This is a genomic window from Psychrobacter sp. CAM01, from assembly GCF_032842965.1.
GTDB lineage: Bacteria > Pseudomonadota > Gammaproteobacteria > Pseudomonadales > Moraxellaceae > Psychrobacter > Psychrobacter celer.
Genome location: NZ_JAWJBL010000005.1, coordinates 17,932 through 42,785 on the forward strand (window position 1 = coordinate 17,932; position 24,854 = coordinate 42,785).

Annotated in this window: 17 protein-coding genes; 15 read left to right on the forward strand and 2 right to left on the reverse strand. The window is 45.1% G+C overall.

Annotated elements, in window-relative coordinates; translation table 11 throughout:
• Positions 1-62: 62 nt before the first annotated feature.
• Positions 63-1,352 (reverse strand): replication-associated recombination protein A, encoded by a 1,290-nt coding sequence (locus R0I52_RS01740; RefSeq protein ID WP_317052894.1) that lies wholly within the window; start codon positions 1,350-1,352, stop codon positions 63-65.
• Between the two features lie 330 nt (positions 1,353-1,682).
• On the opposite strand from R0I52_RS01740, the gene R0I52_RS01745 reads away from it, so the two are divergent.
• Both R0I52_RS01745 and R0I52_RS01750 read left to right on the forward strand, forming a co-directional pair.
• Entirely contained in the window at positions 1,683-2,192 is a 510-nt protein-coding gene (locus R0I52_RS01745; protein WP_317052895.1) for a type IV secretion protein Rhs, read from the forward strand.
• 249 nt (positions 2,193-2,441) lie between these two features.
• Positions 2,442-3,434 carry a hypothetical protein gene (locus R0I52_RS01750; RefSeq protein WP_317052896.1) on the forward strand — a complete coding sequence of 331 codons (993 nt, stop codon included), beginning with the start codon at positions 2,442-2,444 and terminating at the stop codon, positions 3,432-3,434.
• A 124-nt stretch (positions 3,435-3,558) separates the two neighbouring features.
• On the opposite strand, the gene gltA is transcribed toward R0I52_RS01750, so the two are convergent.
• Positions 3,559-4,839: a citrate synthase gene (gltA, locus tag R0I52_RS01755; RefSeq protein WP_317052897.1), complete on the reverse strand. Its 1,281-nt coding sequence runs from the start codon at positions 4,837-4,839 to the stop codon at positions 3,559-3,561.
• A gap of 1,087 nt (positions 4,840-5,926) precedes the next feature.
• On the opposite strand from gltA, the gene sdhC reads away from it, so the two are divergent.
• From sdhC to R0I52_RS01820, 13 genes are all read left to right on the forward strand, one after another.
• Positions 5,927-6,313 (forward strand): succinate dehydrogenase, cytochrome b556 subunit, encoded by a 387-nt coding sequence (gene sdhC, locus R0I52_RS01760; protein WP_075101402.1) that lies wholly within the window; start codon positions 5,927-5,929, stop codon positions 6,311-6,313.
• A 2-nt stretch (positions 6,314-6,315) separates the two neighbouring features.
• A complete protein-coding gene (sdhD, locus tag R0I52_RS01765; protein ID WP_075101435.1) occupies positions 6,316-6,720 on the forward strand; it encodes a succinate dehydrogenase, hydrophobic membrane anchor protein in 405 nt (134 codons plus the stop codon).
• Between the two features lie 391 nt (positions 6,721-7,111).
• Positions 7,112-8,962 (forward strand): succinate dehydrogenase flavoprotein subunit, encoded by a 1,851-nt coding sequence (sdhA, locus tag R0I52_RS01770; RefSeq protein WP_317052898.1) that lies wholly within the window; start codon positions 7,112-7,114, stop codon positions 8,960-8,962.
• Between the two features lie 187 nt (positions 8,963-9,149).
• Positions 9,150-9,860, forward strand: a complete 711-nt coding sequence (locus R0I52_RS01775) for a succinate dehydrogenase iron-sulfur subunit (RefSeq protein ID WP_317052899.1) — start codon at positions 9,150-9,152, stop codon at positions 9,858-9,860.
• Positions 9,861-10,963: 1,103 nt separating this feature from the next.
• Positions 10,964-13,846, forward strand: a complete 2,883-nt coding sequence (locus tag R0I52_RS01780; RefSeq protein WP_317052900.1) for a 2-oxoglutarate dehydrogenase E1 component — start codon at positions 10,964-10,966, stop codon at positions 13,844-13,846.
• Between the two features lie 163 nt (positions 13,847-14,009).
• Positions 14,010-15,257, forward strand: a complete 1,248-nt coding sequence (gene odhB / locus R0I52_RS01785) for a 2-oxoglutarate dehydrogenase complex dihydrolipoyllysine-residue succinyltransferase (protein ID WP_317052901.1) — start codon at positions 14,010-14,012, stop codon at positions 15,255-15,257.
• Between the two features lie 365 nt (positions 15,258-15,622).
• A complete protein-coding gene (gene lpdA / locus R0I52_RS01790) occupies positions 15,623-17,077 on the forward strand; it encodes a dihydrolipoyl dehydrogenase (protein WP_317052902.1) in 1,455 nt (484 codons plus the stop codon).
• A gap of 185 nt (positions 17,078-17,262) precedes the next feature.
• Entirely contained in the window at positions 17,263-18,429 is a 1,167-nt protein-coding gene (sucC, locus tag R0I52_RS01795) for an ADP-forming succinate--CoA ligase subunit beta (RefSeq protein WP_075101408.1), read from the forward strand.
• Positions 18,430-18,616: 187 nt separating this feature from the next.
• On the forward strand, positions 18,617-19,492 hold the full coding sequence (sucD, locus tag R0I52_RS01800) for a succinate--CoA ligase subunit alpha (RefSeq protein ID WP_207968964.1): 876 nt from the start codon (positions 18,617-18,619) through the stop codon (positions 19,490-19,492).
• A gap of 99 nt (positions 19,493-19,591) precedes the next feature.
• Positions 19,592-20,629, forward strand: a complete 1,038-nt coding sequence (gene galE, locus R0I52_RS01805; RefSeq protein ID WP_317052903.1) for a UDP-glucose 4-epimerase GalE — start codon at positions 19,592-19,594, stop codon at positions 20,627-20,629.
• A 48-nt stretch (positions 20,630-20,677) separates the two neighbouring features.
• Positions 20,678-22,147, forward strand: a complete 1,470-nt coding sequence (locus R0I52_RS01810; protein ID WP_317052904.1) for a hypothetical protein — start codon at positions 20,678-20,680, stop codon at positions 22,145-22,147.
• A gap of 70 nt (positions 22,148-22,217) precedes the next feature.
• The gene (locus R0I52_RS01815) at positions 22,218-24,137 is read left to right on the forward strand and encodes a hypothetical protein (RefSeq protein WP_317052905.1); all 1,920 of its coding nucleotides are present in this window, start codon (positions 22,218-22,220) and stop codon (positions 24,135-24,137) included.
• 20 nt (positions 24,138-24,157) lie between these two features.
• On the forward strand, positions 24,158-24,805 hold the full coding sequence (locus R0I52_RS01820; RefSeq protein ID WP_317052906.1) for a CatB-related O-acetyltransferase: 648 nt from the start codon (positions 24,158-24,160) through the stop codon (positions 24,803-24,805).
• Positions 24,806-24,854: the final 49 nt, after the last annotated feature.

The following is a 24,854-nucleotide window of genomic DNA, read 5'->3' on the forward strand; positions in this document are numbered from 1 at the left end:
CCAAACTATATCCCGAAGTCTGTCAAAAACAGCGTTCAGTATTACTAATAAACGGGTAGGTTTTAAGAGTTACTGGCAGATTGGGATTTTAGCCAGTCCATAAACTGTTTGCTGTGCTGCTCGCGCTGATTATCAGCAAAATAATAAAAGCGCGTACCCAGCAGCGTATCTGGCAGATAATGCTGCGGATAATAATGATTGGGATAGTCGTGTGGATAGGCGTAGCCCTGCCCATAGTCTTGATGTCGCATCAATTTGGTCACGCCATTGCGCAGATGTAGTGGTACGGGAGAGGCGTCTTTTTCTGCCAAGGCCATCGCCGCATTTATCGCTTTATAAGTGCTGTTACTTTTGGCACTGGTCGCCAGATACACCACCACTTGTCCTAAGATAATGCGCGCCTCTGGCATACCGATGGACTGAACGCTACGCAGGGCGGCATCAGCGAGGAGTAGGGCATTGGGGTTAGCATTGCCGATATCTTCGCTCGCCAAGATGACCAAGCGCCGCGCGATAAACTCAGCTGGCTCTCCGCCCACCAGCATCCGCGCCATCCAGTAGAGCGCCGCATCAGGGTCGGAGCCGCGCACGGACTTTATCATGGCTGAGACAATATCGTAATGCTGTTCGCCGTCTTTGTCATAGCGTACCAGCGCCGTTTGCGCGACGCGAGCGACCAGCGCATCATCGATGATCAGCGGCGATTGTCTGGTATCCGCCGTTTGTATGGCCAGCTCTAGCAGGTTAAGCGCCTTTCTAGCATCGCCGTGCGCCAGTTGGCTAATGGTGTCTTGTGCCTGCAAATCCACGGTCAAGTCTTTGAAAATGCTATCTTCTGAAATGGCGCGCTGCAATACGGCGGCGATTTGCTCGGGTGTCAGTGGCTCCAAACGATAAACCTGACAACGCGATAGCAAAGCATTGTTGACGCTAAATGAGGGGTTTTCGGTAGTTGCCCCAATCAAGGTAATATCCCCAGACTCGACCGCGCCAAGTAAGGCATCTTGCTGCGCTTTGTTAAAGCGGTGGATCTCATCGATAAACACCACCGGCGACTCAAAGCTCAACGAGCCTTTAGTCTCCAGCACTTCGCGTAACTGCTTGACCCCCGTATTGAGTGCCGACAACGCGTGAAACGGCCGGCCCACGGCATCAGCCAATAGCATAGCAATGGTGGTTTTGCCGATGCCTGCCTCACCGTGCAAGATAATGGAGGGCAGATGGCCTTGCTCGACCAAGCGTCGTAGCGGTGCCCCAGCTGACAGCAGATGCTCTTGACCGATGATGGCATCGAGCGTCGCTGGGCGCATGCGCTGGGCAAGCGGGGTATCGGCATGAAAGTTTGGCGGCATAACACTCTCTATCGTTGATCAATGGGGCGGCAAAAGGATAGTCAATGTAAAAGCACAGGCTCAGTATCAAATTAAAATGTATCGACTATCTATCACAGGATATCAATTACGCATAGCACTATCCTAGCACTCCTTACCCTAATGTATAACTTCTGTCTTCGCGGCTTTTATTCTTATGTCAAAAGCCTTATTAAATAAATAAGACAGCACCAGTTATAAAAGCACTTATACTTCCTAGGTGTTTATCTAGGCACTTATATCTTATATAACGGCACTTATCCTATATAACGGTACTTATATTATGCACCTACATAACGGCATTGATTGTTTATGATACGTGAGACCATACAGCAGTTATTGAGCCAAGCGTGGCGTTTATCAAGTCCTCAGCGCTCAAAGAGACGGTCGCGCCATCTGAGCGCAGGTGAGGTTGCGCTGGCACGCTCGGTATTTGGCGACAGTATTCGGCTAGAGGATGTGCAATTAAAAACAGCATGGTGGGTGCTTAGACATTATGCTGTCAGCCCCAATGGTCATATTTACTTTCACCCAGCAGACTGGATCACAGATTTTAGCCAGTCCTCCTTAAGTCAGCAAAGTTGGCTAATACATGAGCTAACGCACGTTTGGCAGCTACAGCAGGGTATCAAGGTAGTACGCGGGGCGTTGGTTGATCGGCGTTATGACTATGTATTTACAGTAGGCAAGCCCTTTTTTAAGTATGGTATCGAGCAGCAGGCGCGTATGGTGCAGGACTATTTTGTCCGTCGCCAGCGTGGTCAGGACTGCCGTGATTTTGAGCGCTGTATACCGTTTTTGACAACCGCTTCTGGAGTCTGATGTTATATGTTTAATGCCATAAATCTACTGTCAACGTCGCCAGCTCGACACTCCGTTCACAATTGACGCTTCTTATTAGCATCAATAACCACTATGATAAAAGTATGCTAAATGGTGCTATGAGAGGTTTATGACCCAGACGCTAGCACAGTATCGCCAGCATCGGATAGCGGTGATATGCCTACCTTTTATTATTTTGCGTCAACTCATTGTTTTGCGTCTTTACGTCAACAAAGGATATGTACTCTGATGTATAAATTTTTACCAGATAAAGCAAAGGGTCATGATACCGCTCATGGTAGTCATATGAATAAAACACCCTCACATAATAGTAAGTATGCTGCCATGACTGTACTGGCTACGGCGTTGAGTGGTGCGCTATTACTCGGCGGCTGTCAGCAACAGACCGAGACCGCGCCTGTCGTCGATGATAGCGGGGCGACTGAGCAAGTAGCTAGCGAAGACAGCAAGCCTGTACCACAAAGTGAATCGGCGGCGGCGCGTATCAAGCAGTTTGAGCCAATTTTTGTCACGCAAGTGCAAAGGTTGCAGCGCCGGCTACAAGCCGAGTACGAGTCGCTGCAAGCGGCAGACTCGCCCCAAAGCGCAGAAGATTTATTGTTAAATAGTGCGGAGACAGCAGGCGATAATACGACAAATAGCGGTGACGCCACGCCTGCCGATAACGATAGCAACGTCGATGCTAATGCTAACTCTAATACTAATATCAGTGCTAATGCCAATGCCGCCGCGACGGCTCAAAATAGGGAAAGTGGCGATGAGGCAGCAGCAGACATCAATACCAGCACAGAAGTGGGCGAGCGCGATTTGACCGTCCTCAAACGTATTAGCCTCGAGCCGCGCAAGCCTGTCATGCTAACAGAAGATGAAATCATCGACAGCTACCAGCAGGCAACGGCGGCACTTTATCAGCCAGTGATCACACCGCTGAGCGCTGATGAGGTAGAGACCTTGATAAACATAGCGACTTTGGTGCCGCAGCTGTTTGAGCATGCCGAGATTGCAGGTAGGCTTAGTGCCAAGAGCCCGGCGCTGGCACGACTCATCATTCAGCATCAGGTTTGGGAGCAGATAGAGGCGCAGCAAGTCATCGATATGCAGCAGATGAAGCTCGATCAACAACAAGAGTTTGAAGCACTCATGGCCAAGTTTAACGAGACCATCAAGGGTTATGATGAGCAAATTGCCAAGTATGAAAAAAAGCTTGAAGCATTTGAATAAACAGCCACCGCTCAGGTTATAACGGCGACAGCCAGCATTACAGCCCTTATCTATCATCATAAAAAATCCCGCATATAGCGGGATTTTTTATGATGATTTTATACATATGCAGTATCTGAGCAGATTACTTGCGGTCTTCTACTTTGACAAAGTCACGATGCGTCTCGCCAGTGTATAGCTGACGTGGGCGACCGATTTTGAACGGTGCGCTGTGCATCTCTAACCAGTGGCTGATCCAACCTGAGGTACGCGCCAACGAGAAGATCACAGTAAACATAGACGTTGGGATACCGATGGCTTTTAGGATGATGCCAGAGTAGAAGTCAACGTTTGGATACAAGTTACGCTCAACGAAGAACGGATCTTCTAAAGCGATTTTTTCTAGTGCCATGGCCAGCTCAAGCTTAGGATCGTTGATGCCAAGTGCGCCGAGCACTTCATCACAGGTCTCTTTCATGACTTGGGCGCGTGGGTCGAAGTTTTTGTAAACACGGTGACCAAAGCCCATGAGCTTCACTTCACGGCTCTTCACTTTTTCCATAAATGCTGGCACGTTTTCGACAGTACCGATTTCATCTAGCATCTCAAGCACAGCTTCGTTGGCGCCGCCATGTGATGGACCCCAAAGGGCGGCGATACCAGCGGCGATACAGGCGTAAGGGTTGGCACCTGTTGAGCCAGCTAGGCGCACAGTAGAGGTCGAGGCGTTTTGCTCGTGGTCTGCGTGCAAGGTGAAGATTTTGTCCATCGCGCGGGTGACCACGTCGTTTGGCTCATAGTCCACATCAGCAGGCGTGGCAAACATCATGTACAAGAAGTTTTCCGCGTAGCTAAAGTCGTTACGTGGATACATAAACGGTTCGCCCTGCGAGTATTTATAACTCATCGCCGCAAGCGTTGGCATTTTTGCGATTAGACGAATGGCAGTGATTTCGCGGTGCTCTTCGTTGCTGACGTCTAGGTTGTCATGATAAAACGCTGACAAGGCACCCACAACGCCCACCATAATCGCCATTGGATGCGCGTCACGGCGGAAGCCTTCAAAGAATTTACGTAATTGGTCATGCACGCCTGTGTGCTTACGGATTTTTTCAAAAAAGTCCGCTTTTTGCTCGGCGTTTGGCAAGTCGCCATGAATCAAGGCATAGGCCACTTCTAGGTATTCAGCATTTTTTGCAAGCTGATCGATAGGGTAGCCACGGTGCAACAGCTCACCTTTACCACCGTCGATATAGGTAATTTTTGACTCAACAGGAGCGGTGACTTTGAAACCTGGGTCGTAAGACCAAAAGCCTGAGTCTTGTAGAGCAGCAATGTCGATAACTGGGCGCCCTAAAGTACCTTTGATGATAGGAAGTTCGTATTCTTCACCATTGACGGTTAGTTTGGCATTAGTGTCAGCCATAAATTGCTCTCCATTGATTTAACTTGTTAGAATAAAATTACTATAGACGCATACCCTCGCGCCAAGGATTACTACAGGCGCTTACCCTCGCGCCATGCTCAGTCAAACGGTCAAAATACATTTAACGCATTTAATATGCTGGGTATATTAGCAGCAATTCCCTGCGATTTGAAAAGACTTTTACCATCAATGCCGCCAATTGGCACGGTTTAGTCGTGTTTATTCACTGTAATTTTTGTATCAAAATATGTCTGATTGGTTATTTTGCCGCAAATTTTACTTTTTGTCGGTGGCAAAGACGCGCTGTGATTTCACCTGAACTTTATGAGTATAAGACTCGATATCCACGATTGGCGAGATGACTTGTCTATGCAAGCTGGTAGCATCGATATGGTAGACAAGGTACGTACGGCACGTGCTTTTAGGACTACTGGCCGTATCGCTATGTTTGATAAGACAAAACGCTGTTGTATTGTGAACTGATTGTTCCTTTTTTACCACATAATGGATAAATTTGTAATTATCGCCCAGTCATTTTATAATTGCAGCTACTTAACTGGCACGAGTTTTGTGCGAATTGATAAGTGGTCATGATATAGTGTTGTCTAGAGCTTCTCTATTCATACTGGTATTCATATTTGGTTACAGCTGGACAATGTCAATAGACCCAAATCCAACCGATGGTTTGAATGTTCTTGTTAACTGTTCTATTTTTAAACACTTAGCGTCAGGTTTGCACCCTTATAGATAACACAATCGCAAGATAACAAAACACGGTTATCTTGTGATAAGTGCGACCAGTAAAAATAGACTAGTTAATCGATCTTACTCATGTTTATTTTCTTTGTTGTATAATAGACAGGTTGTTTGACCGATCTGTTTGCCAAGCAGTTGTAACCCAAGCAGTCGTAGACAAAGTATCAATACCTTACCACATGATTCTTTCTTCACCTTTAGCACAAACTAAACGAAGTCAGCTAGCTCTTCCTTACTTTATTCGTCTCGTGTGTTGCTCTACGCTTAATTGACACAATCCCGATCTATGTCATGCGTTGATAGCAGATACAGGAGTATAACCGCAAAAAGGATGCCCGCTGTGAAAAGCAACCGACCTATTGATCTGCCTTTAAGCCAAGTGATTAGCGTTAATCGCTCACCGATTGCGATCGCTTCTATCTTGCATCGTATCTCTGGCATTATTTTATTTTTATTGATTCCTGTCATGCTGTGGTTACTACAGAACTCATTGGCGTCGCCTGAGAGTTTTGAGACCGTGTTTGACAATGTACTTGTGCGCTTTTTAGCATGGATATTTGTGGCTGCGATTGCTTATCACTTTGTGATGGGTATCAAGCACTTATTTGCTGATATGGGCATGAACGAAGAGCTAAAATCTGGCCGCGCCGCATCTAAGGTCAGTTTTGTGATTGCAGCGATTTTAATTGTCGCGTCATTTGTATGGGTGATGTTCTAATGATTAAAAATGATTCAGGAATCAAAAGCGCAACTGGTCTGACAGGTTCAGGCTCACGTGATTGGATTGTCCAGCGTATCAGCGCGGTCGTTTTGGCTGTTTATAGTGTGGTGTTGCTGGGTTTCTTTTTGACCCATGGCGATGTCACCTATCTTGAGTGGTCATCATTTATGACCAGCTTACCGATGCGTCTGTTTAGCTTGGTCGCTGTAGTAGCACTTGCAGGCCATGCTTGGGTAGGTATGTGGACCGTATTTACTGACTATATCACCTCAGGCAAGATGGGTGAGAGCGCGCCAAGATTGCGTTTGGTATTACAGACTTTGATGATTATCTCTATTTTAGTCTTTTTATTTTGGGGCATCATGATCTTTTGGGGTAATGGCTTTGGTGTCGTTGCTGTTTAATGATGAGGTGAGCACCCAGATTGGGTGGTGACGCCAAAATATCGATAAAAAAATGGATGGCTGTAAACGTGATTGATAGCTTGGTTATCAATGCCATTCATATATAGCCGAAAATAGTCATAGCATTGGGTTTGGCTACTTATTTATTTTATGTCTAATATTTTATGATTAAAAAGACAAAGGCGCTGATAGGGCGCTCGATAGATAAGTCGCCGAGCATAATACCGCTCAGCCCAGTATAACGATAGATATGCAAATTAAGTGGTTAAAGGCCATATGTGTCATGTGCTTTAGGTAAGCTGCACTGAGAGAATAAATATTGGTGTACAGACACAGGACAGATAGCCTTTTTATTTACTTCTAAGCATTAACAGGCATTAGGAAAACCGTAATGGCAACTAGACAAGATAATACCATTAGTAATATTAAGACCCTAAACTACGATGCCGTCATCGTCGGTGGTGGTGGTTCAGGGATGCGTGCTTCACTGCATTTGGCTGAATCAGGCATGAAGGTTGCAGTTTTGACCAAAGTATTCCCAACTCGTTCGCACACCGTCGCAGCCCAAGGTGGCATCGGTGCAAGTTTGGGTAACATGAGCAATGATAACTGGCATTTTCACTTTTATGACACGGTAAAAGGCTCGGATTGGTTAGGTGACCAAGACGCGATCGAATACATGTGCCGTGAAGCGCCAAAAGTTGTCTATGAGCTTGAGCACATGGGCATGCCGTTTGACCGTAACGAAGATGGCACGATTTATCAGCGCCCATTTGGTGGTCATACCTCAAACTATGGCGAAAAAGCAGTACAACGCGCGTGTGCGGCAGCTGACCGTACAGGTCACGCCCTGCTACATACGCTGTATCAAAAAAACCTAGAGCAAGGCACCGAGTTCTTTATTGAGTGGATTGCGCTTGATTTGATCAAAGACGAAGATGGCAACATCAACGGTGTGGTGGCGATTGAGCAAGAAACTGGTACCATTGCTGTATTCCAAACACCAATCACCGTACTAGCGACAGGTGGTGCAGGCCGTATCTTCGCCGCGTCTACCAACGCCTATATCAACACAGGTGACGGTATTGGTATGGCTGTGCGTGCTGGTATCCCACTACAAGATATGGAGTTCTGGCAGTTCCACCCAACCGGCGTACATGGTGCAGGCGTACTATTGACCGAAGGGTGCCGCGGTGAAGGGGCTATCTTGCGTAACAAAGATGGCGAAGCGTTCATGGAGCGTTATGCGCCAACGGTCAAAGACCTAGCGCCTCGTGACCTTGTATCACGCTCGATGGACCAAGAAATCAAAGAAGGCCGCGGTTGTGGCCCGAACGCTGACCATATCGTAATGGACATGACGCACCTAGGTGTCGATACCATTATGAAGCGTCTGCCATCGGTATTTGAGATTGGTAAAAACTTTGCCAACGTCGACATCACCAAAGAGCCAATTCCAGTTATCCCGACCATTCACTATATGATGGGCGGTATTCCAACCACGATTCATGGTCAGGTCATCGTACCAGATCTAGAAGCGGGTACCGATGAGAACGGTCTCTATGCTAAAGGCAATGTGGTGAAAGGCCTCTATGCCATTGGTGAGTGTGCGTGCGTTAGTGTCCATGGTGCCAACCGCTTAGGTACCAACTCACTTCTTGACTTGGTGGTATTTGGCCGCGCAGCTGGTAAGCACATCGTTGATGAGTTCCATCATGCCGACCATAACTACAAGCCATTAGATCCACGTGTACTTGACTTCACCATGCGTCGCCTAGACAAGCTGCAGCAGTCTACTGAAGGCTACAATGCGCAAGACGTCGCTGATGAAATCCGCGCTACCATGCAAAAACATGCCAGCGTATTCCGTACCCAAGCTCTCATGGACGAAGGTGTCGAAAAAATCTTGGCATTAGGTGAAAAAATCGACAAAATTCACTTGGCCGATAAATCACAAGTCTTTAACACCGCTCGTATCGAAGCCTTTGAAGTTGCAAACTTATACGAAGTTGCGAAAGCCACGATGATTTCAGCGGCGCATCGTCACGAAAGCCGTGGCGCGCATAGTGTTTCTGACTACGATCGTCCAGAGGATGATGATTACGCACCAAATGGCCGTAACGATCATGAGTGGATGAAGCATACCTTGTGGTATTCTGAAGGCAACCGCATCATTTATAAGCCAGTTCGTAAAGTGCCGTTGACAGTCGACTATATCGAGCCAAAAGTTCGCGTCTACTAATGGTAGACGCCGCGCCTGATATATACTCGATATATAAACTGCGCAAACGTTTTATCCCTTATTCATTTATTAAAAAGGTGACCGCCAGCTACATGCACTTGCCTGCGCTGATGATAAATCAATCGTTAGCGTGGTGAGGTCGCAGTCTTTGTATGCCCGCCATCACCTATGTGTGGAGTTTAGCATTATGAGCCGAGGTACTCGCACCATCGAAATCTATCGCTACGATCCTGATGTGGACGCAGCGCCGCGCATGCAAACCTATACGATTGAGCTGTTAGAGTCAGATCGTATGTTGCTTGACGTGTTATTACGCCTAAAGAAAGAAGATGAGACCCTCACTTTCCGTCGCTCTTGCCGCGAAGGCATTTGTGGCTCTGATGGCATGAACATCAATGGCAAAAACGGTCTTGCATGTCTTATCAACATGAACACCTTGCCAGAAAAAGTCACCGTCCGTCCTCTACCAGGTCTGCCTGTGGTTCGTGATTTGGTCGTCGATATGAACCAATTCTATGAGCAATACGAAAAAGTACACCCGTACTTAATCAATGATCAACCAGCACCGCCGACAGAGCGTCTGCAATCACCTGAGCAGCGCGAACAACTAAACGGTCTGTACGAATGTATCTTATGTGCATGCTGTTCGACCAGCTGCCCATCATTCTGGTGGAACCCTGATAAGTTCTTAGGCCCATCAGCATTGCTACACGCCTATCGTTTTGTGGCTGATAGCCGTGACAGTGATACGCAAGCGCGTCTTGCTCGTTTGGACGATCCGTTTAGTTTGTTCCGTTGCCGCGGTATCATGAACTGTGTGTCAGTTTGTCCAAAAGGCTTGAATCCAACCAAAGCAATTGGTCATCTGCGTAATATGTTGATTGACCAAGCAGGTTAATCGTTTATAATTGCATGGTTTTTTACAGATACTGTAAAAAAAACACCACCTAGCCATTAGGTGGTGTTTTTTATTGATTAGGGTGCGGGGGCTTCTCAACTGCGTCACCTACCTTTAAAGGCAGCAGCGCAAGCGCGATGTGTTTTTAGCGTGCATCAATGACAGTATGATGGTAAAGCTATATTGACAGTACGTTGGTCATGTGTAAGAAGGTCTGTGATAAAGGCGCGCGGCCTATATAATTAGATACGCAATCCTATTAACTTAATATAGAAATCATAGGGGTAAGCGCACATCAGCTCAGGGTTTTAATGAGCTATCTGACTTTATTTAGGTAATTTTAGTGCTTGATTGAGCCGAATGCTTAGGAAGATTTTACCACTTTAGGTATAATAGCAAGCCAGAATCAGCCAATAATGATATCATTATATTGATAATAGATATTCATTATGTAAATACCTAGTATTGAACAAACAAACTATGTCGTAAAAAGTAGACATGCTACCCTATACAGCAATGTATATTTGGCTAAGAGTGTCACTTATCTCATTGATAGGATACCAGTTCAGCCAAAACAGCCGTGTGAAGGGCTGGCTGAAAGCAGGAAGACTGACGATTAATTGGTTGCTATTGCAATACCTGTATATACCTAGCCAGCCATATGTGTCAGGTGAATAGTTGTTATGATCTTGCCACAACCAGCATGGATAACCAATGGTTAATAAATGTTACTTAATAGATTTGTTATGGCTTTTTGCATTATATATAAATTAATGTTGTGAAACGAGTTGGTTCAGAAAACTGAGCGTTCACAAATAGTTATATTTTTACCAACGGTATTGTAATAACTGCGATTAGCGCTACTTAGCTATTGTCGACACTGTAAGTTAGCGGCAATGCAAAAATAGACGAGAGACAATCAGCGCTCAATTTACTTTGACTTTTGCTTGACGTAGGTTATTCAGACTTTTGACAAGCAGTAAACGTTCAGTCAATAAACGCTTAGCCGCTGATGTGACACAAGGTTTACATAGCAGATATACGACAGATTACACAATAATAAGCACGATTCCATTCATTTATCTATCAAATAGACGATTATTATGAATAGTATAACGAAAGACGCAGCAGAGCTAGGACATACTGAACTGGCCGCTGACAATGCCAATTATATCGAAGCGCTCTATGAGCAATACTTAACCGATCCTGATAGTGTGGATGCGGACTGGCAAACGTATTTTGAACAGTACAAGTCGCCAAATGACGCCAAACACAATGCTATTAAAGATCAGTTTTTATTGCTGGCCCGCAATCAAACCGCCAATAAAGTCAACACCGACACCAGTAGCGCGTCTGCTGGCAGTGCCGACTGTGCGGATCCTAAACAAATGGGTGTGCAGCAGCTGATCTCAGCTTACCGTCGCCGTGGTCATCGCCGCGCCAAGCTAGATCCATTAGACCTGCATCCGCGTGCCGAAGTAGAAGATCTGACGCTAGAGTATCACAAGCTATCAGAAGCGGATCTCGATACGGTATTCCCGACCAATGATTTAAACATCGGTAAAGACGAAGCGACACTTCGTGAGATCATCGAAATCATGGAGCGTGTGTACTGCCGTTATATCGGTGTTGAATACATGCACGTGACCACCAGCACCGAAAAACGCTGGATGGAAAAATACCTCGAGACCAACCTAGGCTATATCGAATTTGATAAAGAAAAACGCCTATCTATCTTAGAGCGTCTGACAGCAGCTGAAGGCCTAGAGAAATATCTGGCTCGTAAATACACCGGCGTCAAACGCTTCGGTCTAGAAGGCGGTGAGAGCTTTATCCCAGCCATCAATGAAATCATCCAACGTGCTGGCGGCTATGGCACCAAAGAGATGGTCATTGGTATGGCGCACCGTGGCCGTCTAAACCTATTGGTCAACATCTTAGGTAAAAACCCTGCTGACTTGTTTGATGAGTTCGATGGTAAGGTGCAGCCAGAAAAAGGCTCAGGCGACGTTAAGTATCATAACGGTTTTTCTTCTAACGTCATGACACCAGGCGGTGAGGCGCATTTGGCTCTAGCCTTTAACCCCTCGCATCTTGAAATCGTGGCGCCTGTCTTGCAAGGCTCGGTACGTGCACGTCAAGTTCGCCGTAACGATCAGCCATTTATGAACAACAAAGACGGTAACTCAGTGTTGCCAATCGTCATCCATGGTGATGCTGCCTTTGCCGGTCAGGGTGTGGTTCAAGAAACCTTCCAGATGTCACAGACGCGTGCTTATACCACGGGCGGTACGGTTCATATCGTGATCAACAACCAAGTCGGCTTTACGACCAGCCGTCAAGAAGACGCCCGCTCAACCGAGTACTGTACTGATGTGGCCAAGATGGTGCATGCACCTATCTTACACGTCAACGGTGATGACCCTGAGTCTGTGGTGTTTGCTGCGCAATTGGCATTAGATTACCGTCATGAGTTTGACAAAGACATCATCATTGATCTGTTCTGCTATCGCCGTAACGGCCACAACGAAGCCGACGAGCCATCAGCGACGCAGCCTTTGATGTATGCGGTCATCAAAAAACTGCCTACGACGCGTACTATCTATGCACAAAAGCTCATCGCCGATGGCATCCTTAGTGCAGAAGAAGAAAAACAGTATGAAGATGACTACCGTGAGTCGCTAGACCGTGGTGACTATGTCGCCAATGCCTTGGTCAGCAAGCCAAACGAAGCGTTATTTGTCGATTGGAAACCCTATCTAGGTCATGATTTGGTCGATGAGTGGGATACCAGCGTCGATATCGAAAAATTAAAAGAGTATGGCCGCCGTATGGCGCAGATGCCAGAAGGCTACAAGCTACAGCGCCAAGTACAAAAAGTGGTCGATCAGCGTCTAGCCATGCAAACAGGCGAAGAGCCATTGAACTGGGGCGCTGCTGAAACCTTGGCTTATGCGTCATTGGTCGATCATGACAATGTCTTGGTTCGTATCACTGGTGAAGACGTCGGCCGTGGTACTTTCTCGCATCGCCATAGTGAAATCTACAACGTCAATGACGGCAGCATGTATGTGCCTTTATCGCATATCAGCGAAAACCAAGCACGTTTTGCCACTTATAACTCGTTGTTGTCAGAAGAGGCGGTATTGGCCTTTGAATACGGCTATGCAACCACCGTACCCAACGCGCTCATTGTTTGGGAAGCGCAGTTTGGTGACTTCGTCAACGGTGCACAAGTGGTGATTGACCAGTTTATCTCAAGCGGTGAGACCAAATGGCAGCGCGTTTGTGGTCTGACCATGCTGTTGCCACATGGCTATGAAGGTCAAGGCCCTGAGCATTCATCAGCGCGTCTTGAGCGTTTCTTGCAGCTATGTGCCGAAGACAATATGCAAGTGATTACCCCAACGACGCCTGCACAGATTTATCATGCCTTACGTCGTCAAGCGGTACGCCCAATTCGTAAGCCGCTTATCGTTATGTCACCGAAGAGCCTGCTACGTCATAAGCTGGCTACCTCGCACTTAGAAGAGCTTGCCAACGGTAAGTTTGAGACGGTACTGCCAGAGATAGACGAGCAAAATGCAGACAACATCACTCGTATGGTGCTCTGTGGTGGTAAGGTCTACTATGATCTACTTGAGCAGCGCCGCGCGCTTGGCCTTGATCATGTGGCCATCGTCCGTATTGAACAGCTTTATCCGTTGCCAGAAAAACGTTTAATTGCTGAGATCGAAAAATACAGCAACCTAAAAGAAATCGTTTGGACGCAAGAAGAGCCATTGAATCAAGGTGCTTGGTACTATCTGGCGCCGCATATGTTCCGTATCGTTGTCCCACATCCAACCAAGGCAAAAGTCATGGAGCCAGTCGCACGTCCACCGAGCGCCGCTCCTGCGACAGGCTCGCCAAAACTGCATGCTCAGCAGCAGCAAGCACTGATCGCAGGCGGTCTTGGTATCAGTGTCGATGAGCTGGCAAAGTAAGATAAGTGACAGACATTACAAGTTATAGATTATAGAAGACACATGAAGCAGGCGATGACAGTCAGTACTGGCAATACCTATCAGTGACATTGTTGCATACAGTATTGACTGCCTATCACGACTTAATAATGCAGATAAATATCCAAATCTAAGGAGTATATCGATGGCTGATATCAAAGCCCCCGTTTTTCCAGAATCGGTTGCCGATGGCACGATCGTCGAATGGCATGTCAGTGAAGGTCAGCAAGTAAACCGTGATGACCTATTGGCTGAAATCGAAACTGACAAAGTTGTTTTAGAAGTTGTGGCACCTGATGATGGTGTTGTGACCAAAATCGTCAAGCAAGTAGATGACACAGTACTATCTGACGAGCTGATCGCTGAGTTTGAAGCGGGCGCAAGCGGTAGCACCGACTCAAACGATGAGCCAGCAGTCGACCCAGACCAGCCAGCGGCACCAGTGCAAGCCAAACAAGGTACAGATGGCGGTGAGCCAGTACAAGCCACTGACAAAAAAGCCGAAGCTGACCATAAAGATCAAAGCCCAGCCGTTCGTAAAGCAGCCAAAGAGTCTGGCGTAGATCCGAAAAATGTCGAAGGCAGTGGCCGCGGTGGCCGTGTGACCAAGAGCGATATGGCAAACCCAACGCTAAAAGCTGACAGCTCTATCAAGTCAGATAGTGGTCGTCCTGTGGCAGAGTCAACTGGCGAGCGCACCGAAAAACGCGTTCCAATGACGCGCCTACGTAAGCGTGTCGCTGAGCGTCTACTGTCGGCTACTCAAGAAACTGCTATGTTGACGACCTTTAACGAAGTCAATATGAAGCCGTTGATGGACATGCGTACTAAGTACAAAGAGAAGTTCGAAAAACGTCATGGCGTACGTCTAGGCTTTATGTCGCTATTTGTCAAAGCGGCGACCGAAGCCCTCAAACGCTTCCCAGCGGTAAACGCTTCGCTAGACGGTGATGACATCGTTTATCATGGTTTTTATGACATCGGTGTGGCGGTATCATCAGATCGCGGCCTCGTCGTTCCCGTACTGCGCGATACTGACCGTATGGGTATGGCGGACATCGAAGCCAAAATCCGTGAATACGGTAGCAAGGCGCAAGAAGGCAAGCTTGGTCTAGACGAGATGACGGGTGGTACATTCACTATCTCAAATGGCGGTGTATTTGGCTCACTGATGTCAACGCCTATCTTGAACCCACCGCAAACTGCTATCTTGGGTATGCACGCGATCAACGAGCGCCCAATGGCGGTCGACGGTAAAGTTGAGATTTTACCGATGATGTACCTAGCGCTGTCTTATGACCACCGTATGATTGATGGTAAAGAAGCGGTACAATTCTTAGTGACACTAAAAGAATTGGTTGAAGATCCTAATATGCTTCTTTTAGACCTGTAAGCTTCTAAGCTTGTATTGGCAATCGCTGATACAAGTTTTTTAACTTTGGTATCGGCCATTATTATTTGAGCAAAATCACGCTTAGCAATAATCAAGCCGTTTAATTATGACATTTAATTGTGACGTTTAATGAAGACGCAGTCCTATAGGGCGGCGTCTGACGGCGGGTCGTTAGTAAGCTTTATCGAGATGTCTGCATTTGAGGCAGCCTATTGGTTACTAAATACTTCATCAACTAGACAGATGATTGACTCTGTGGTTAAAGATGAGATCGGTCGTTATTGCACAAAAGTGACACCATCGTGCCGATATACCTCACACAACATGAGCAAAATCTAAAATAATCTAAAAAATAGGAACGTACTATGAAAGACAATTATGATTTGGTCGTCATCGGCGGCGGTCCTGGCGGTTATGAAGCAGCCATTCGCGCAGGTCAGCTTGGCATGAGCGTGGCCTGTATCGAAAAACGCGTTTATAAAGGCGAGCCTGCGCTTGGCGGTACTTGCCTAAACGTCGGTTGTATCCCATCAAAAGCCTTGCTGGATAGTTCGCATCGTTATGAAGCGACCAAGCATGACCTAGCTGAGCATGGTATCAGCACAGGTGATGTCTCTATCGATATCGAGCAGATGATCGCTCGCAAAGAAGGCATCGTCAAGCAGTTGACCGGCGGCGTGGCAGCATTGCTCAAGGGCAATGGCGTTGACTGGCTACAAGGCTGGGGTACACTCATCGATGGTAAAGGTAGCGAGAAAAAAGTTAAATTTACCGCGCTAGAAAATGACAGCGAAACGACCATCACCGCAAAAAATGTCATTCTTGCGGCAGGTTCTGTGCCTATCGAAATCCCTGTTGCCAAAACTGACGGTGACCGTATCGTTGATTCAACTGGCGCGCTTGACTTTACTGAAGTACCTAAACGCCTTGGTGTGATCGGTGCGGGCGTGATCGGTCTGGAGCTAGGCTCTGTATGGCGCCGCTTGGGTAGCGAGGTTGTGGTATATGAAGCACTTCCTAGTTTCCTAGCTGCTGCTGACAAAGACATCGCCAAAGAAGCCGGCAAACTGCTGAAAAAGCAGGGCCTTGATATCCGTGTCGATACCAAAGTTACCAACGCTGAAGTCAAAGGCGATCAAGTCGTTGTGACCAGCGAAGCCAAAGGCGAAGCCTCAGAGGAGAGCTTTGATAAGCTGATCGTCTGTGTCGGTCGCCGTGCCTACTCTGAAAAACTACTGGGCGAAGACAGCGGTATCACCTTGACCGAGCGCGGTCTAATCGATGTCGACGATCAGTGCAAAACCAATCTAGACGGCGTCTACGCCATCGGTGATTTGGTACGTGGTCCTATGCTTGCGCACAAAGCGATGGAAGAAGGCATGATGGCCGTCGAGCGTATCCATGGCGAAAAAGCTCAGGTCAACTACGATACTATCATCAACGTCATCTATACCCATCCAGAAATCGCATGGGTTGGCATGACTGAGCAAGAAGCCGAAGAAGCTGGTTATGAAGTCAAAACTGGCTCATTTAACCTAGCGGCCAACGGTCGTGCGCTCGCGCAAAGCGAAGGCCAAGGCTCTATCAAAGTCGTCGCAGATGCCAAAACAGATCGCTTGTTAGGTATGCATGCCATCTCTGCAGGTGCAGGCGATATCGTCCATCAAGGCATGATCGCGATGGAGTTTGTCTCTAGTATCGAAGACCTGCAGCTGATGACATTTGCTCACCCAACGATCTCAGAAGCAGTACACGAAGCGGCGCTATCTGCAGATGGCCGCGCCATTCACGCTATTCAGCGTAAAAAGCGTAAAAAATAAGTCGTTCGCTACCGTTGCAAAACAAGCAAACAAATAAGCAAGTATCGATTTATGACTTGACTATTTAGGCGTCAATGATAGTGCTGCTATCGGCGCTGCTGCTATGGTCATAAGTGCGCCAGACTCTGGTCTACGCGCACTTATTTTCACTTTTTATTAATTGTAAAAAACAAGGGATACAATCAATGAATTTACATGAGTATCAAGCAAAAGAGCTATTAAAAAGCTACGGATTGCCTATTCAAGAAGGCATTATCGCCCACAATGGCGACGAAGCTGCTGCTGCTTTTGACAAAACCCCAACCGATATCGCTGTCATCAAAGCCCAGGTACACGCTGGTGGCCGTGGTAAAGCGGGCGGTGTAAAGCTGGTTAAGACTCGTGAAGAAGCCAAACAAGTGGCAGAAGAGCTCATCGGTACCAACTTGGTCACCTTCCAGACTGATGCTGATGGCCAACCCGTCAACTTCGTCTTGGTTGCAGAAGATATGTATCCAGTACAGACTGAGCTATATCTTGGTGCTGTGGTCGACCGTGCAACCCGCCGTGTGACCTTTATGGCATCAACCGAAGGCGGCGTCGATATCGAAGAAGTCGCTAATGAGACACCAGAAAAAATCTTTAAGGTACATGTAGATCCGTTAGTGGGTCTTATGCCGTTCCAAGCGCGTGATGTGGCGTTTAAACTTGGCCTAGAAGGCAAGCAAATCAACCAGTTCGTAAAATTGATGACTGGCGCATACAAAGCCTTTGTCGAAAACGACTTTGCCCTAATGGAAATCAACCCATTAGCCGTACGCGAAAACGGCGAAATCGTCTGTGTCGATGGCAAAATCGGTATCGACTCAAACGCCCTATATCGCCTACCAAAGATCGCTGCGCTACAAGACAAAACGCAAGAAAACGAGCGTGAGCTTAAAGCTGCTGAGTTTGACCTAAACTACGTCGCCCTAGAAGGCAACATCGGCTGTATGGTCAACGGTGCGGGTCTTGCCATGGCGACCATGGACATCATCAAACTATACGGCGGCAAGCCTGCTAACTTCCTAGACGTGGGCGGCGGTGCAACCAAAGATCGCGTTGTAGAAGCGTTCAAAATCATCCTAGAAGACAGCAGCGTAGAAGGCGTTCTTATCAACATCTTCGGCGGTATCGTACGCTGTGACATGATCGCAGAAGCCATCATCGCTGCGGTCAAAGAAGTCGATGTACAAGTACCTGTGGTCGTCCGTCTAGAAGGTAACAACGCTGAAAAAGGCGCGCAAATCCTAGAAGAGTCTGGTCTAAAACTGATCTCAGCTCAGGGCCTCGCAGACGCTGCACAAAAAATTGTCGAAGCTGTACAAGCTTAATACCGATTGCGCCAGCGCCTTAGAGTAGGGCGATAAAACCAAACTCTAAGCATATAAGCGCTATCGCATAGTCGTCAAAGCGTGATGGCACTTGCTAGGCTCGGATCGTCATTGTCATATCATCATTGATAGTGGTCATCAGTCGTCAAGTCGCTGTCACAAGACAACCGAATACAAGGAAAAAATAATGAGTGTATTAATCGATAAAGATACCAAAGTATTGGTACAAGGTTTTACGGGTAAAAATGGTACGTTCCATTCAGAGCAAGCCATCGAATACGGTACAAAAGTCGTCGGCGGTGTCACGCCAGGTAAAGGCGGTCAAACGCACCTAGGCTTGCCAGTATTTAACACCATGGCGGAAGCGATGGAAGCGACTCAAGCTGACGCATCTGTGATCTATGTACCAGCACCATTTGTACTAGACTCAATCGTCGAAGCGATCGATGCGGGCGTGAAGCTGATCGTCGTGATCACTGAAGGTGTGCCGACTATCGATATGCTAAAAGCCAAGCGCTATCTAGAAGAAGCGGGCGATGTGCGTCTAGTGGGTCCTAACTGCCCAGGCGTCATCACCCCAGGTCAGTGCAAAATCGGTATCATGCCAGGCCACATCCATCAGCCAGGTAAAGTCGGTATCATCTCACGCTCTGGTACCTTGACTTATGAAGCTGTCGCGCAGACCACAAAGCTAGGCTTTGGTCAGTCAACCTGTATCGGTATCGGTGGTGACCCTATCCCTGGCATGAACCAGATCGACGCGCTAAAATTGTTTGAAGAAGATCCACAGACCGAAGCGATCATCTTGATCGGTGAGATCGGTGGTACTGCTGAAGAAGAAGCCGCCGCTTATATCAAAGACCATGTGACGAAGCCTGTGGTCGGCTACATCGCTGGTGTCACTGCTCCAGAAGGCAAGCGTATGGGCCATGCTGGCGCTATCATCTCTGGTGGTCAAGGTACTGCAGAAGAGAAGTTTAGAGCCTTTGAAGATGCGGGTATCGCGTATACACGTGACCCATCTAAATTGGGCGATAAGCTAAAAGAAGTTACTGGCTGGTAAGATAGGCGTCAGCATAAGTCTACAAAAAGCCACGAAAGCTGTGTTGAATTATCAAAAAGACATCTCTACAATGGGGTGTCTTTTTTTGTTTGAAAAATTATGAAGAATAAAATCCTCGTCACAGGCGGTGCAGGCTATATCGGCTCACATACTTGTATAGCCTTGCATCAGGCAGGCTATGAGATAGTTGTTTATGACAATCTATCTAACAGTAGCCGTGAAGCGATCAATCGTGTCTCTCACCTTATTGGTACTCCTATTGAGTTTGTTAAGGGCGATATCCGTGATGCCAAGGCATTGAGACAAGTGTTCGACGCTCATAAATTCTTTGGTGTCATACATTTTGCTGGATTAAAAGCCGTCGGTGAGTCCGTGGCCAAGCCCTTACTTTATTATAATAACAACGTCAGTGGCACCATCACCTTACTCGAAGTCATGGCAGAGTACGACGTTGAAAACCTCGTTTTTTCCTCCTCTGCCACGGTTTATGGCGATCCTGAGACTCTCCCTATCGATGAGACCGCCCCGCGCTCCTGTACCAATCCCTATGGTCAAAGCAAGCTGACCGTCGAGCATATCCTAGAAGATCTAGCAGTCTCCGATACTAGCTGGAGCCTAATCTCTCTGAGATATTTTAATCCAGTGGGCGCGCATCCATCAGGGCAGATAGGCGAAGACCCAAACGATATTCCAAACAATCTCATGCCCTATATCTCGCAAGTCGCCGTCGGTAAGCTGGAAAAACTTAGCATCTTTGGCAATGACTATCCGACCGTCGATGGCACGGGCGTGCGTGATTTTATCCATGTCACTGATCTGGCCGCAGGTCATGTCGCGGCATTGAATTATTTACAGCAGCAAGTCAATGTACAGCAAAGCTCAGTAGGGTTTTTGCCTATTAATTTAGGGACTGGCACAGGTACGTCTGTGTTAGAGTTGGTCAATGCCTTTACCGATATCACAGGGCAGCGCGTGCCGTATCAGTTTGTCGCGCGGCGTGCCGGAGATATCGCCAGCTGCTATGCCAGTGCCGATAAAGCCAAAGCGCTACTTGGCTGGCACGCTAAGCTGTCTATCACGGAGATGTGTCAAGATACCTGGCGCTGGCAAAGTCAAAATCCGAGTGGTTATAAGTAAATAAGCTTCTCCTGTCTATTATTATTGTTATTTATAAAGGAAATCCATATGAGTATTATCATCCAAGCTGGACATAAAACTTCTAAATCCAAGGAGGTAATGGAGAAGCTATATGAGAGAGGCTTAAGTAAGCCTAGCGATAGCTATACTCATAAAATGACTACTGAGCAAGTTTCAGAGACGCTATATAAGGTGCTTGCGCGAGAAAACATATCATCTGTCAATGAGAAGATGGCTGATAATGTCATGATAGATTTGCTTTTGGCTAATTTGGATTTTGGAAACTGGGGTTGGGAGTCTGATAAGAATCTAGCGAGTTTAGAGTATTGGCAGCAGATTGAACCTGAGGTAGGGTTTGTTTTGGTATTTGATCATCCTAAGAATATTCTGAAAGAGTTTACAAGTGAAACTTTGACAGCAGATACGATTGACCAAGTTATGTCTGAGTGGGTAGATTACCATCAAAAAATGCTAGAAACATTTGAGAGTTATGAAGGTCAAGCCATACTGATTGAGGGCAGCTGTGCAGCCGATAACATTAGCAAGCTAGGGGAGCAAGTTAAGTCCATTGCTAGTGGTTTGAACCTAAAGAAGCATTGGCAAGTCTTTAAAGATGCTACAGATTCAGTCCCAGATAATGATACTGACACTGTTAACCAAAGTAGTGCAGCGATAGATCATATCAATAATGAAATCCTAAAAAAATATCCAGAAGTGATTAAGCTGTTTAATACGCTACTGAATAAAGCGGCTATAAAAAGCAGTGAGCCAATTTATAGAACCAAACAGGTTGATTTAACAGAGTTAGTTACTGTCTTAAATGATCTGTATGATAAGCAAGAAAATCCTCAACACTCAGTAGAAAAAGAACTGCTTGTAGAGCAGTTATATGATGTTCAAAAGCAGTTAGAAAGTCAGTTGTCAGCACATAAAGTGTACAAACAGCAGAAAATAAAAGAGTATGGGCTACTTGAGAAAAAATTAGAAGAAGTAAAAGGTAGTCAGAACCCTGCAAATGCTATAGATGGGAATAGTTTAGCTAAGAGTCTAAAGCAAGAAAATGAGATGCTACTTAAGCAGCTGCATCATACTCAAGAAGAGCTAGAGAAGTACTACTTAAAAAGTCAATCGTTATCGTCTTCCAAAAAAAATGAGCAACCACAAGTAACTGCTCAGCGACCTTCTAAGGCACCAGTATATTATGGAGCAGCTGATAGGGTGAAGAATGATCTGCCATATAGGCTTGGAGCGAAGATGGTAAAGGCTAAAAAACCTAAAGATTTAGCGGTTTTACCTTTAGCTCTGTTTAAAGAATACCAAGAATTTCAGAGTTTTGATAGAAATCAAGTCGACTTACCAGACATAGAAGAATACAAAGACAATAGGGAAGCCGAAAAAGTAAAAAGTCATTTGTCTTATAAATTAGGTGATTTGTTTGTGAGCGGAATGACATCTCCTAAAGCTCTCATTAAAATGCCTTTTATGATGAGCCGAGAGATAAGAGAGTTCAAAAAGTAATTTTTTACGCTATGTGAATAGTAACGATATATAAACTAATAATGGTTCATTAAATTTAAATAGGCTTGATATGATTTCAAAAAATATACTAAAGAAAGCTAACAATCTAATGTTAAATCAGGACTATGATAAAGCGTTAGAACTGTATAAGAAAGCGATTGTAGAGTATCCAGAATTATCTGATACTATTCTTTTTAATATTAAACTAATTAATAATAGAACGAAAAGAGAGGTTGTTGATTTTGTCAAAGGTAAACTGTCAAATAACGTCTTTGTCGGTATTGCTGCAATACCCGAAAGAGAATTAGCACTGGAAAAAACCATTAGTTCTTTGTTACCACAAGTAGAAAAAATAGGCGTCTATTTAAATGGATGGAGTTATATTCCAGATTATCTAAAACATCCTAAAATAATAGTTGAAGGATTTAAAGGCAAAGATTTAGGAGATGTAGGTAAGTTTTTCTGGGTTGATGAGCACAATGGTATATACTTTTCTTGTGATGACGATCTAATTTATCCAAAGAACTATATATCTACTACCATCGAAAAATTGGAAAAATATGAATTCAAGGCTTGTGTTGGCTGGCATGGGTCATTAATTAAGAAGCCTTATGAAGATTTTTATGATCAAAAGTCTCGACGTGTATTTACTTTTAAAGCTCATAGACCATTTGATACTCCTGTTCATATTTTAGGAACAGGCTGCTGTGCGTTCCATACTAGTATTATGCCTGTTAAGTTGAAAGATTTTATAGCGCCTAACATGGCAGATATATTTTTTTCGCTAAAAGGTCAAGAGTATAATATTCCTTTTTACGTAATTGAACATGAAGCTAACCAAGTAGTTGCAGTTGAGGGTAGTGAAGCTAGTTCTATTTATAAAGACTCTAGTTCAAATGCACAAACAAGAAAGAACACAGTAGTTTTACAAAATAATTTTGTAAAATCGATTAATGAATGGACACTTAATAATAATCTACCTTTAAAGCTATTAATTATAGGAAGGTTTGGCACTTTTTCTAAAGGTGGTATTTATAAGTCTTGTAAACTTATTAAAGATGTATTAGTTAACCTAGGACATGAAGTAAAAACTCTCGATACAACTAATGATTTAGATGAAGATATTGTAAAAGATGTAGATTTATGTTGGATATATCCAGGAGATCCAGTTAGGCCAGATTTTGTAAGCGTAGATAATAAAGTTAACTTTTTACAGAGCCGAAATATACCAGTACTTGTTAACTTATCATATCTTTATGATGATGATAGAAGTAACTGGATAGTAGAAAAAATAAAGTTTTATAATAAGTCTTCTAAAACCCCTGTTTTTGCTACAGTTTTTACTGAAAGTGCAGCTCAGGATAGAATTTTTAATGAAATTAGAGAGTTTATATGTGTATTACCAAAAACAATTTTACCAACTGAAAGTAATGCCACTATTCCATTTCATCAGCGCGAAGGTATTTGTTTAGGTGATGCGACTAAGCTAAGCAATGAATATATCATTGGAGGTAACTCACATGCTTGGATTGAGGCGATCCATAAGCGACTACCTCATGTCAACCTATATGCGTATAAACAATATTCAGGAAAAAATCCACCACATCCTAAAGTACAGTTTGTACCTCATATGACAGACGAGTTTGGAGACTGGATGGCACATAGGAAGTTGTTTATTTGTCTAAATGTTCATCTTACTTTTGAGATGGTGGCTTGTGAAGCTCAGTTTTATGGTACTCCTGCTGTTTATAGACATATGCCACATTCTTTAAGTGAGTATATCTCTGCCACAGGAATGGCTGTTAGAACACCGGAGGAGATGGGTGAAATGGTCTCGTGGCTTTATAATAATGAAGTGGCATGGAATAACTTTAGTCAGTCTTCTTATTATAGAGCAAAGTCTAACCATGTTGATTATTTAGCATCTTCTTTAGAGGGTTATTTGAGATTAGCGATCATAAGAGCAAAAAAGTTAATCACTTCTAAATAGTGCCTTACTAAGGGGGAATAATGAGTAGAAATAGTCCACCGTTGATAGTATCAACTAATAATAAAGGCTGGTCAGTACTGGCTGAAAATAATGTGAGAGTTATTGAATGTGAGTTACAGGGAGATATTTGGATCGGTTACTATTCTTATATGAATCAAGGTATTATACGCTCTTATTCAGAAGTAGGACGCTATTGCTCGATCGGAAGAGGAGTATCTATTGGACTTGGTAAGCATAACTATGAAGGAGTTAGCACACATCCATCCTTGTACATCTCTAGTGATAATAATATTTCGATATTCCACACAAGTAAGAGAAGAAGAGTAATAATAGGTCATGACTGCTGGATAGGGGACCGAGTACTTATTAACAGTGGTGTTAAGCTTGGTCATGGATGTGTAGTAGCAGCTGGTTCAGTAGTATTGAAAGACGTTCCTCCTTACGCAATCGTAGGTGGAGTTCCCGCTAAAATAATTAAATATAGATTTGAAGAAAGTATAATATCACAACTTTTAAGAGTTGAATGGTGGAAGTATGATTACGAAAGTATACAAAGAAACCTGTCTAATGATGTAGAGGTATTTATACAAAATATTAAAAATGATAAGTCCAAAACTATAAATGTGATTGATTATAGTGTAATAAGGCCTGAGGTTCGAAAGCCTTAACTTATATCTTAATTATTTAGAAACTACATGTTTAATAATATAAGAACGA

Coding starts and splice junctions, on each gene's coding strand:
- sdhA (WP_317052898.1), top strand. CDS start 7,112: ATGGCAACTAGACAAGATAATACCATTAGTAATATTAAGACCCTAAAC.
- R0I52_RS01750 (WP_317052896.1), top strand. CDS start 2,442: ATGTATAAATTTTTACCAGATAAAGCAAAGGGTCATGATACCGCTCAT.
- R0I52_RS01810 (WP_317052904.1), top strand. CDS start 20,678: ATGAGTATTATCATCCAAGCTGGACATAAAACTTCTAAATCCAAGGAG.
- R0I52_RS01740 (WP_317052894.1), bottom strand. CDS start 1,352: ATGCCGCCAAACTTTCATGCCGATACCCCGCTTGCCCAGCGCATGCGC.
- R0I52_RS01745 (WP_317052895.1), top strand. CDS start 1,683: ATGATACGTGAGACCATACAGCAGTTATTGAGCCAAGCGTGGCGTTTA.
- R0I52_RS01820 (WP_317052906.1), top strand. CDS start 24,158: ATGAGTAGAAATAGTCCACCGTTGATAGTATCAACTAATAATAAAGGC.
- sucC (WP_075101408.1), top strand. CDS start 17,263: ATGAATTTACATGAGTATCAAGCAAAAGAGCTATTAAAAAGCTACGGA.
- sucD (WP_207968964.1), top strand. CDS start 18,617: ATGAGTGTATTAATCGATAAAGATACCAAAGTATTGGTACAAGGTTTT.
- odhB (WP_317052901.1), top strand. CDS start 14,010: ATGGCTGATATCAAAGCCCCCGTTTTTCCAGAATCGGTTGCCGATGGC.
- sdhC (WP_075101402.1), top strand. CDS start 5,927: ATGCCCGCTGTGAAAAGCAACCGACCTATTGATCTGCCTTTAAGCCAA.
- galE (WP_317052903.1), top strand. CDS start 19,592: ATGAAGAATAAAATCCTCGTCACAGGCGGTGCAGGCTATATCGGCTCA.
- R0I52_RS01780 (WP_317052900.1), top strand. CDS start 10,964: ATGAATAGTATAACGAAAGACGCAGCAGAGCTAGGACATACTGAACTG.
- gltA (WP_317052897.1), bottom strand. CDS start 4,839: ATGGCTGACACTAATGCCAAACTAACCGTCAATGGTGAAGAATACGAA.
- R0I52_RS01775 (WP_317052899.1), top strand. CDS start 9,150: ATGAGCCGAGGTACTCGCACCATCGAAATCTATCGCTACGATCCTGAT.
- R0I52_RS01815 (WP_317052905.1), top strand. CDS start 22,218: ATGATTTCAAAAAATATACTAAAGAAAGCTAACAATCTAATGTTAAAT.
- lpdA (WP_317052902.1), top strand. CDS start 15,623: ATGAAAGACAATTATGATTTGGTCGTCATCGGCGGCGGTCCTGGCGGT.